Here is a 7,806-nt window from a genome sequence, read left to right as displayed (position 1 = left end):
TTGGAGCGGTAGCCGGAGCCGAAATCCAAAACCCGAAAGCTCGCCGCGTCCGCGCCCGGTATCACAAAATAGCCCGCACCCACCACGAGGGCGTAAATTTCGCCATCTTTTTTATAAAAATCGCTGTATTTGATCTGCTCGTCGTCCCGCGGCGAGTAGTCATCGCTGGAATTTATAACCGCAAACAGAGCGAGCACGCTAAAAGCCGCAAATACAAATGTCGCGCCAAGCACGATCTTGCGCCAAAGTGGCATGCCCCGAGGCGCGTCTCGTACAGGCTTGCGATCTGTTTCTGCCTCGCGCGCCCTAGCTTTGCGCTTCTTTTGCGCGCGCTTGCCCTTTGGCTCTTGCGTAAAATCTTCATACATCTTTTGCCTCAAATTTAATCTCGCCGCAGATTGCGCGGCACTTGAAATTGTACAAAAGCGCGGCTAAATTTATGAAATTTAACGCTACGGGCAAATTCTGATTCAACTCTTTGCGGCGCTAATTTATTTTACGAATGCCACAAAATCTCTGGCGAATTTTAATTTAAATCGCTTCGTAGCCGCACGGAATCGGCGCCGTAACGCTTGCAAACACAAAATCCTCATCGCCCGTATTTTTCATACCGTGGCACTCTCCGCTTTTGGAAATGATTAGATCGCCCGCACAGATCGGCACCTCCTCGCCCTTGCTCGGATAAAACACGCCGCGTCCGCTTAAGCAGATCCATACGTCATCGCCACCGGGGTGAATATGCGGCGCTACGACCTGGCCGCGTTTGACGATCCAAACCGCGCCGCAAGTGGCCTCCGTAGTAAAAAATGTCGTTTTTACGGCTCGCTCGTCGCTACAAATAGCATCTTTTATATGAAAAATTCTTTGCATTTTCGCTCCTTTAAGTTCACCGAATCCGGTGCGGTTTCGGCGGAATTTTAGCATTCTTTTCGTGCAGCGAAAGTGAAATTTCAAGCGTCAAACTCGCAACGCAACCTTAAATAAAAACTCTAAATTCTCGTTTTGCTATACGATTTTTTTGGAGGATTGAGATCGCATCTAAAAGTAAGAGGCGCATAAGCATGGTATTTGCGGATAGAATTTCGGTATTAATTTAAACGGAATTTTAAAAATTCTTCTAAATTTGAAGTCAGTCTACGAGATAAATTTATTAAATTTGATATGAGCTTTGCTTGCGCGCTTTTGCCACCCAGCTTAAAGCCCAATCGTATCTTTTATCAAAAACCTCGCGTGACGCAGACTTTACGGCAAGCGCCAAGTCGGTTTATAAAGCTAAATCAGCTTATAAATATATGTTGCCTCTGGCTTGTTTTAGCAGATACGCATTTTTGCGCCTCGAATTTTTGCACATTTTACGATAATGTTTTTATAGCGCGTAACATACTGATCACGAGCCGAGCGAGCGCTCAAAGAGATAGTGCTAGATTTTGCACTATCTCTTAAATTTCAAAACTATTTTATCTTGCTTGGATCCAGCGCGATCTCGTCGTTTTTGATCACGCCGATTCCCTTATTTAGCACGTTTTGCGCGATCTGTTTAGCTTCTGCTAGCGAGTGCATCGCGAAGGTGCCGCATTGAAATTTATTCAGCTCGGGGATATCTTTTTGAGAGCCCACGCCCAAAATATCCTTCATACTCGCGCTCCACGCCGCCGCGACGGCGCTCTCGCTGGGCGCGCCGATCACGCTCATATAAAAGCCCGTGCGGCACCCCATCGGCGATATGTCGATGATCTCGACGTCCGCGCTATTTAGATGCTCGCGCATAAAGCCTGCAAAAAGATGCTCCAGCGTGTGGGTGCCGCGCTCGCTCATAATCTCTAAATTCGGGCGGCAAAACCGCAGATCAAAGACGCTAATTTTATCGCCGCTTTTGGTGCTCATGCTCTTTGCGAGCCTCACGCCCGGGGCATTCATGCGGGTATGATCGACCTTAAAACTATCTAACAATGGCATATTTTCTCCTTAAATTCAGATCACGGCGATTTTAACATAAAATTTCGCACTTTTAGGCGCGCAGACGAAATTTTGGCTACAATTACGTTTATTTTAAGGATAATTAATGCCCTACATAAACGTCAAAATTACCAAAGAGCGCGGCGGTCTAAGTCGCGAACAAAAAGCAAGGCTCGTCAAGAACCTCACCGACGCCCTCGTAGCCGTGCTAGGCAGGGGCGAGAAAACCACGGTCGTGACGATAGACGAAATATCCACTGACGACTACGCGATTGGCGGGCGGCTAGTAAGCGAAATCAGAGAGCGGCGGAGCTAAGCTCGCGCGTCAAGCTAAATTTGAAAAGCTAAATTTTAGAATTTTAAAATTTTCAAGCGAAATTTTACGTGGCAGGCTCCGCTTCTAAGGAAATAAAATTTGCGACAACCTCAGCTTCCAAGATGAAATTTTACGCTAAATTCCATGCTGTAAAATTCCAAAAACCAACCGAGCGGAAATTTTAAAGCGGGTCTAATGGTGAAATTCTTTGAAAAAACCGGCAAGATAGAATTTATGTAAATTTTAAAATCTTACTAAATAAAATTTAATCCTCGCAAAGTTTAAAATTTCGTAAAAATAAATAGACGATATTCTTAGCGAACTAGCGCTCCCAAATTAGCTTTTTGCCGAAAGTTAGAGTATTATCGGTCATTTTCATCCAATCGATTCTGATTGTAAAAAAATCGGTCTCCATCGCGCGCGCAAACGGGAAGCGCTTAAGATATAGCGAGGTTTCGCGCTCATCCGCGCTACGGATATGGCCGCAAATCTGCACGCCTTTGATCCTGCCTACAAATTTCGTATCCAGCGCAACCGTAGCCGCAACTCCGCGGTTGGCAAAGACTGCTTTGATATGCTCGGAGTCGCTCGCGCTTGCGATGATGAGCTCCTTATTTTGCGGATCGTAGGCGTAAAATGCACTGCAGCAATATGGCAGATTATTGCGCAAAACTCCGAGAGATAGGAGTTTCATCCTGCCTAAAAACTCGTCGAATTTATCTTGAGCGGCACACATTTTAAGCCTCCTTTTTGCTAAATTATACAATGATTTTCTTTTATTAGCTATAATCGCGAGCCAAAATTAGGAGAATTTTTATGGAAAATTATAAAAAAGTAAAAGAGATGTTTTTGATGCAGCAAGCCCTAAACGACGAAACAAACGGCGTGGGCTGGGAGGACGGCTATACAAAAAACGGCAAACTTATCAACTGGAAGCGCTGCATTTACATGGAATGCGCAGAGCTTATCGATAGCTTTGCGTGGAAGCATTGGAAAAATATCTCTGCAGCGCCGGACGTGAATAATATCGTCATCGAGATCGTTGATATTTGGCACTTCGTGATGAGCTATATTTTAGAGCAATATTACGGCGGCAAAGACATCGACCACATCGTAAGCGACGTCACGGCAGTAAGCGGATTTGCGGAGTTTAGCTCCTACGCCTACGATGTGCGCGAATACAGCATCTACGAAATCGTAAACGACATCGAGCTCATAATCCACGAAACAAGCGGCTTTGAGCTGCAAATCGGCGAGCTACTGACCGATTTTTTTCGCGTCGCGATTAAATGCGGAGTGAGCTTAGACATACTTTTTGCCAAATATATCGGCAAAAACGTGCTAAATAAATTCCGCCAAAATAACGGTTATAAAGAGGGCGGCTACCGCAAAATCTGGGGAGACCTTGAAGATAACGAGGTGCTAATCGAGGTGCTATCAAAAGGCGCGGTAAGTGCAAACGAAATTTACGAGCAATTGCAAAAGATCTACGACGCGACGAAGTAAAGTCATGGATTTGCTTGCGAAATTTATCTTTAAGATTTTAAAATTCCATCTATAAAATTTCGGCAAGCAAATTTTAAAAAAGAGGTTTGATTTGAAATTCTGCAGTTTTGTACCTAAAATTTTACGCAATGTTAGCTTATTTATAAGTGGCAAAATTCCGCGCAGCAAGCAAATAAATATTCGCAACAGGTAAAAACATAGCTAGATCTAGTTTCTTTTTTACACACGATAAACAAGCAGATTAAACGCGGGCGAGCGATCAAAGCATAAATTTCGTATTATAATGCGAGATGAGCCGGCTAAAGCAAGCGAATGAGCCAAGCGAGCGGATCAATGAGGCGCGTTTCGTGCGGCAGTTAAAATAAACTCAGCTCAAATTCCGTCGCAAAAGTCGCTAAAATAACGCAAATAGGAGCATACATGGGTAGAATTTTTAATTTGGCAAAGCAGGATTTTTTTACGCGCAAGTTTATTTTGCTCTCGCTATTGCCGCTTGTGTGCTCGCTCATAATCTTGGGCACGCTCGCATTTTTCGGCGGCAAAGAGCTTTTTGACGCACTTTCTCAGGGCGCGCAAAGCGGCGATTTTAGCTTCTTGGACGAACAGCGCTTCCCAGTAATTGCAAAAATTCTAAGCTTTGCTGCTACGAAGTGGATTATCGGCGCGATTTTTTCGGTGTTTGCCAGCTTTGCGGTACTGATGCTTAGCGTGTTTTGTGCGCTTATCATCGCAGCCTTTCTGACGCCCGCAGTCACCAAAGAGATCAACGCCCGCCACTACCACCTAATCCGCGCGGATGAAGCGAGCACGGCGCGAGTGCTAAAGCTGATGAGTCTTGAAATTTTAAAATTTTTAGTGATTTTATTTATCTGTTCGGTGCTTTTGTTCGTGCCGGTAATAAATTTATTTATCATAAACGTGCCGTTTTTTTATATCTATTACAAGCTGATTCTAATCGACGTCGCTTCAAACGCGTTAAGCGCGAAAAGCTTCGAGCGCTCTTATAAAATGGGCGGCGGATATAAATTTGCCCTAAGCGCTTTTATTTTTTATCTGCTGTGCTTGATCCCGCTGGTAGGATTATTTTTCCAGCTATTTTTCATCATCTTTTTGACGCACATAGTGCTAATAGATGAAAGCGCCCGCAATAAAAATCGCTAAAGATTAACTAAAATCAATGAAAAATTTTGAAATTTTCATAAAATAGTGCGAAATTTTTTAAGAAAGGATTTCTATGAAATCAGGTGATATTTACATTTGCAATATTTGTTCGCTAAAAAGCAGCGACGATGAAAACGCGGTCTTTATCAAGGCGCATAAAAACGGCGAGACGGTGCATATCTGCACATCCTGCATGCCTAGCGTCATCCACGGCTCAGGCATGGTCGTAAAAAGCAACTCTGAGATCGAAGAAGAGCTTCAAGACGCTACAAACTAGCTGCTAGCACGACTTACCGCGGCGCGTTTTAATTTGTTTATTAATCTGCGCGCCGCAAAATTCCAAAATTCCAAAATTCCAAAATTCCAAAATTCCAAAATTCCAAAATTCTAAAATTCCGTCTGCTAGGTTTTCCACCAAAATACTACACAGCAAAATTCCGCGCTTAAAATTATAAAATTTTACGCAGCAAATTCTGTGCACTAAGCTTATCCCACATAAAAATTTTCGCGTTATAATCTTGACGCTAAAATTCCTTGAGCTAAAACTAAAGTTTGAGAAATTTTAAAATCCGTGCAGCCGCTTGATCTCTGCGCTGATCGGCTTTTTTTGGCCTAATTTGGTCACGCTTACGTAGGTTGCGATCGCGCTGGTTACGTGCAAGCACTCGCGAAATCCATCCTCGCCCAGTCGTAGCGCTGCGACCTCGATCTGCACGCGGATAGAGGTATTTCCCACACTTAGGACTTTTGCGTAGCAGCTGATGACATCGCCGATAAATACAGGCTGCTTGAAAGTTACCTCCTGCATCGAGATCGTCACGACCCGCTCGGGCGCTATCTCGCGCGCCGCCGTCGCGCCCGCTAAATCGATCTGCGCTAGTATCCAGCCGCCGAAAATATTGCCCGAGCTATTCGTATCCTTAGGCAGCGCTACGACCTTGATGCGCGGCTCGCCGAAATCGTCTAAGTTTAAATCGCTCATTTTTACTCCTTAAATTTAAAAATCTCGCATTTTAACCGCGCAAATTTAACACTTTTTCGATACAATCGGCAAAAATCTATGCCGAAATTTTAAAATTTTAAGCGGATGCGAGGATGGAATTTTGCTCTCGAAGCAGACACATTCCGCTCGTAAAAAGACGATAAAAACGGCAAAAAGGATAAGCGATGAACGATTTTGCAAAACTTAGCGAGATGGCGGCGAGCGCTAAGGCGCGACTAAACGCCCTCTACGACGAGCCGCACGCCGAGCTGATCGCGCGCGGATTAGAAATTTGCGGCTTTGAGTCTGGCGATACTGCGCGCATCGCCGTGCTACGCCGAATCGTCGATCTCAAAGAGGATCCGCTGCTGCAAGAATTCCGCCGCTTGGGCTACGATGAGGCGCGACAGCGCGAGCTAAAGAGCAAAATGTATGATTTCACGCGCGAAATACACGAGGGCATGCACGAAGCGCTCATCGCCGAGGCGGGCGCGCAGGGGATTTTGCAGCCGTTTTATCTGGAGCTTTTAAAGGGCGTACACCGCATCGGGCTCGTGCTAAGCGATATGCAAAAAAGCTGGCAAGCCCTAATCATCGAAGGCACGAACAAGCGCTGGGAAAAGGAATTTAGCTCGCTTGCGCAGGCGAAGGAATTTTTGCTGCAAGAGGAGCTGTTTATGCGCACGCCTCACGGCGAGATCTGCGAGCGCTGCTACGGCGCGATAGTGCAGCGCGAGGGTAAATCCCAAATGGTTCCCTACGCCGTGGCATTTGCGGATGAGACGGCAAAGCTGCAGAGCGAATTTAGCGATCTTTTGGAGCGTCTGGTAACGCTAGCAGAAGATGAGAGCGAGCTAGCTTACGTCGCGTATCTAAGCAAGCTCAAACAGGCCTTTTGCGAGAGGGACGCTAGCGCGGTAATCGGCGCGTGGCGGGATGCGGAGATCGCGTGGATGGATATAAAAACGCCGCTTCAGATCGGTCATCCGCTTGAGTACTATGAGGACGCCTACACGCACGCAGTCGCGCTGGAATGGGACGTCAGGCTTGCAGGCGCGTACGAGTTTAGCGCGGAGGAATTTAAAGCGCGCGTAAGCGAGAGCTTTGAGTGTGCGTATGAAAAAATCGGCGCGAACAACGCCGTCATGCACTCGCTCGTGCTCTCAAACATCGCCAAAACCCAGCTTTACGTCTGCGCGCCGCTGATCTACTACGGAGCCGATCTTAACGGACTCTTTTCGGCGCAGGTCGTGCCCAACGACGAATTCGTAAGCACCAACTGCGGCAAGAAAATTTTCGCATTCGTAAATTTCGTCTATGAAAGCGCCAAGGCTAGACCTTTTATGCGGCTAAGCGGCGAAATATTTGAGCCCCACTATCTAAATTTCGGGCGCGAAATTTTATTTAAAAAGCCGCAAATTTGGCGCCGCGTCTACGAAATATCGACGATCGGGCATGAGTTCGGGCATATATTTTTCATCGACGCGGACACCGAGGCGCGCATGAACCGCTCGGGGCTTTTTAAGCTCATCGAGGAGTACAAGGCGACTACCGGCGGGCTCGTGAGCTTCTTTTTCCATGAGGAGGCGGAGTTTTGCCTGCCGGTGCTGGATGAGCTGATCCGCCGCGCCGTGGGGCTCATCGCGTGGCAGCGGGTGGAGGAGCTCAAACCCTACTATTGCGAGGCTCTGATACATCTGAGCTTGCTTTTCGCATCGGGCGTTTTGAAATTTGAACGCGGGCGACTGGCGGTTAAATTTGACCGCGCGGGCTACGAGAGCTTTAAGTCCGCGTGCCTACAAAACTACGAGGAGCTGGCGCGGCTTTATTGCGACAAAAAGGACGCGGCGGAATTTTTATCGCGCTTTGCGGAGCTTAGCGGCGG

10 protein-coding genes and 1 pseudogene are annotated in these 7,806 nt (G+C 46.6%); 5 read left to right on the top strand and 6 right to left on the bottom strand.

Features of this window, described 5'->3' with window-relative positions; all coding sequences use genetic code 11:
• From Q0238_RS01035 to luxS, 3 genes and pseudogenes are all read right to left on the bottom strand, one after another.
• Nucleotides 1–368 (bottom strand): annotated as a pseudogene (locus Q0238_RS01035) (hypothetical protein); the annotation flags it as partial.
• Nucleotides 369–531: 163 nt separating this feature from the next.
• Entirely contained in the window at nucleotides 532–870 is a 339-nt protein-coding gene (locus tag Q0238_RS01030; RefSeq protein ID WP_297880215.1) for a cupin domain-containing protein, read from the bottom strand.
• 582 nt (nucleotides 871–1,452) lie between these two features.
• A complete protein-coding gene (gene luxS / locus Q0238_RS01025) occupies nucleotides 1,453–1,956 on the bottom strand; it encodes an S-ribosylhomocysteine lyase (protein WP_297942002.1) in 504 nt (167 codons plus the stop codon).
• 106 nt (nucleotides 1,957–2,062) lie between these two features.
• Between luxS and Q0238_RS01020 the strand changes: the two genes are divergently transcribed.
• Entirely contained in the window at nucleotides 2,063–2,272 is a 210-nt protein-coding gene (locus tag Q0238_RS01020) for a 4-oxalocrotonate tautomerase family protein (protein WP_297942000.1), read from the top strand.
• 322 nt (nucleotides 2,273–2,594) lie between these two features.
• Here Q0238_RS01020 and Q0238_RS01015 read toward each other — a convergent pair whose 3' ends face one another.
• Nucleotides 2,595–3,008: a hypothetical protein gene (locus Q0238_RS01015; RefSeq protein WP_177386822.1), complete on the bottom strand. Its 414-nt coding sequence runs from the start codon at nucleotides 3,006–3,008 to the stop codon at nucleotides 2,595–2,597.
• Between the two features lie 80 nt (nucleotides 3,009–3,088).
• Here Q0238_RS01015 and Q0238_RS01010 point away from each other — a divergent pair, with 80 nt between their 5' ends.
• From Q0238_RS01010 to Q0238_RS01000, 3 genes are all read left to right on the top strand, one after another.
• On the top strand, nucleotides 3,089–3,778 hold the full coding sequence (locus tag Q0238_RS01010; RefSeq protein WP_297941998.1) for a dUTP diphosphatase: 690 nt from the start codon (nucleotides 3,089–3,091) through the stop codon (nucleotides 3,776–3,778).
• Nucleotides 3,779–4,198: 420 nt separating this feature from the next.
• Nucleotides 4,199–4,939, top strand: a complete 741-nt coding sequence (locus Q0238_RS01005) for an EI24 domain-containing protein (RefSeq protein WP_297941996.1) — start codon at nucleotides 4,199–4,201, stop codon at nucleotides 4,937–4,939.
• A gap of 73 nt (nucleotides 4,940–5,012) precedes the next feature.
• The gene (locus Q0238_RS01000) at nucleotides 5,013–5,216 is read left to right on the top strand and encodes a hypothetical protein (protein WP_297941994.1); all 204 of its coding nucleotides are present in this window, start codon (nucleotides 5,013–5,015) and stop codon (nucleotides 5,214–5,216) included.
• Nucleotides 5,217–5,219: 3 nt separating this feature from the next.
• Here Q0238_RS01000 and Q0238_RS00995 read toward each other — a convergent pair whose 3' ends face one another.
• Both Q0238_RS00995 and Q0238_RS00990 read right to left on the bottom strand, forming a co-directional pair.
• Nucleotides 5,220–5,354 (bottom strand): hypothetical protein, encoded by a 135-nt coding sequence (locus Q0238_RS00995; RefSeq protein WP_297941992.1) that lies wholly within the window; start codon nucleotides 5,352–5,354, stop codon nucleotides 5,220–5,222.
• 147 nt (nucleotides 5,355–5,501) lie between these two features.
• Nucleotides 5,502–5,921: an acyl-CoA thioesterase gene (locus Q0238_RS00990; protein ID WP_291940280.1), complete on the bottom strand. Its 420-nt coding sequence runs from the start codon at nucleotides 5,919–5,921 to the stop codon at nucleotides 5,502–5,504.
• Between the two features lie 185 nt (nucleotides 5,922–6,106).
• Between Q0238_RS00990 and ciaB the strand changes: the two genes are divergently transcribed.
• The coding region (gene ciaB, locus Q0238_RS00985) for an invasion protein CiaB (protein WP_297941989.1) at nucleotides 6,107–7,806 on the top strand (1,700 nt) is incomplete at its 3' end.

It is taken from the genome of uncultured Campylobacter sp. (genome assembly GCF_938045775.1).
Lineage (GTDB): Bacteria > Campylobacterota > Campylobacteria > Campylobacterales > Campylobacteraceae > Campylobacter_B.
The sequence above is the reverse complement of the archived record's forward strand: the minus strand, read 5'-3'. Positions and strand labels throughout refer to the sequence as shown.

Coding starts and splice junctions, on each gene's coding strand:
- Q0238_RS01030 (WP_297880215.1), bottom strand. CDS start 870: ATGCAAAGAATTTTTCATATAAAAGATGCTATTTGTAGCGACGAGCGA.
- luxS (WP_297942002.1), bottom strand. CDS start 1,956: ATGCCATTGTTAGATAGTTTTAAGGTCGATCATACCCGCATGAATGCC.
- Q0238_RS01020 (WP_297942000.1), top strand. CDS start 2,063: ATGCCCTACATAAACGTCAAAATTACCAAAGAGCGCGGCGGTCTAAGT.
- Q0238_RS01015 (WP_177386822.1), bottom strand. CDS start 3,008: ATGTGTGCCGCTCAAGATAAATTCGACGAGTTTTTAGGCAGGATGAAA.
- Q0238_RS01010 (WP_297941998.1), top strand. CDS start 3,089: ATGGAAAATTATAAAAAAGTAAAAGAGATGTTTTTGATGCAGCAAGCC.
- Q0238_RS01005 (WP_297941996.1), top strand. CDS start 4,199: ATGGGTAGAATTTTTAATTTGGCAAAGCAGGATTTTTTTACGCGCAAG.
- Q0238_RS01000 (WP_297941994.1), top strand. CDS start 5,013: ATGAAATCAGGTGATATTTACATTTGCAATATTTGTTCGCTAAAAAGC.
- Q0238_RS00990 (WP_291940280.1), bottom strand. CDS start 5,921: ATGAGCGATTTAAACTTAGACGATTTCGGCGAGCCGCGCATCAAGGTC.